Origin of the sequence: Streptomyces sichuanensis (genome assembly GCF_020328095.1) — a bacterium.
Lineage (GTDB): Bacteria > Actinomycetota > Actinomycetes > Streptomycetales > Streptomycetaceae > Streptomyces > Streptomyces cinnamoneus.
Genome location: NZ_JAIXMK010000276.1, coordinates 1 through 682, shown reverse-complemented (window position 1 = coordinate 682; position 682 = coordinate 1). Strand labels below are relative to the sequence as shown.

Below are 682 nucleotides of genomic sequence, written 5' to 3'. Positions count from 1 at the left end.
GGAGGCCCGTGCCGCCGGGGAGAGGGGGCTGGGCTGGACGTACGGGCCGTCCGACACGGGTACGGCCGTCACCGGCCTGCTCTCCGGCCATGTCGTCGGGCGCGACGCGATGGACGTGGCGGGCGCGAACGAGGCGATGGGCCGCGCGGTGCGCAACGCCGGCCGGCCGGGGCTGGTGGCCGGTGCGCTGTCGGCCGTGGACATCGCACTGTGGGACCTCAAGGCGCGGTTGCTGCACGTGCCGCTGGTGCGTCTGATCGGGGCGGTGGCCGAGACGGTGCCGTTGTACGGCTCGGGCGGTTTCACGACGTACCACGACACGCATCTGGCGGCCCAGCTCACCAGCTGGGTGCACGGGCACGGCATCGAACGCGTCAAGATCAAGATCGGGGAGTCCTGGGGCCGGGCCGTGCCCCGTGACCTCGCCCGGGTACGGCACACGCGGCAGACCATCGGCCCGGACACCGCCCTGTACGTGGACGCCAACGGCGCCTACACCCGCAAGCAGGCGGTGCGTGTCGGGCAGGCGCTGGCCGACATGGGCGTCGGCTGGTTCGAGGAGCCCGTCTCCTCCGACGACCTGGAGGGGCTGCGGCTGGTGCGCGACCTGTGCGCCTGTGACATCGCCGCCGGTGAGTACGGCTACGACCTCCCGTATTTCGCGCGGATGGCGCCCGTCGTG

The 682-nt window shown here is 72.9% G+C and carries 1 protein-coding gene; it reads left to right on the top strand.

The annotated features are described in order from the left end of the window. The coding region (locus tag LE181_RS31935) for an enolase C-terminal domain-like protein (protein ID WP_308103686.1) at nt 1–682 on the top strand (682 nt) is incomplete at both ends.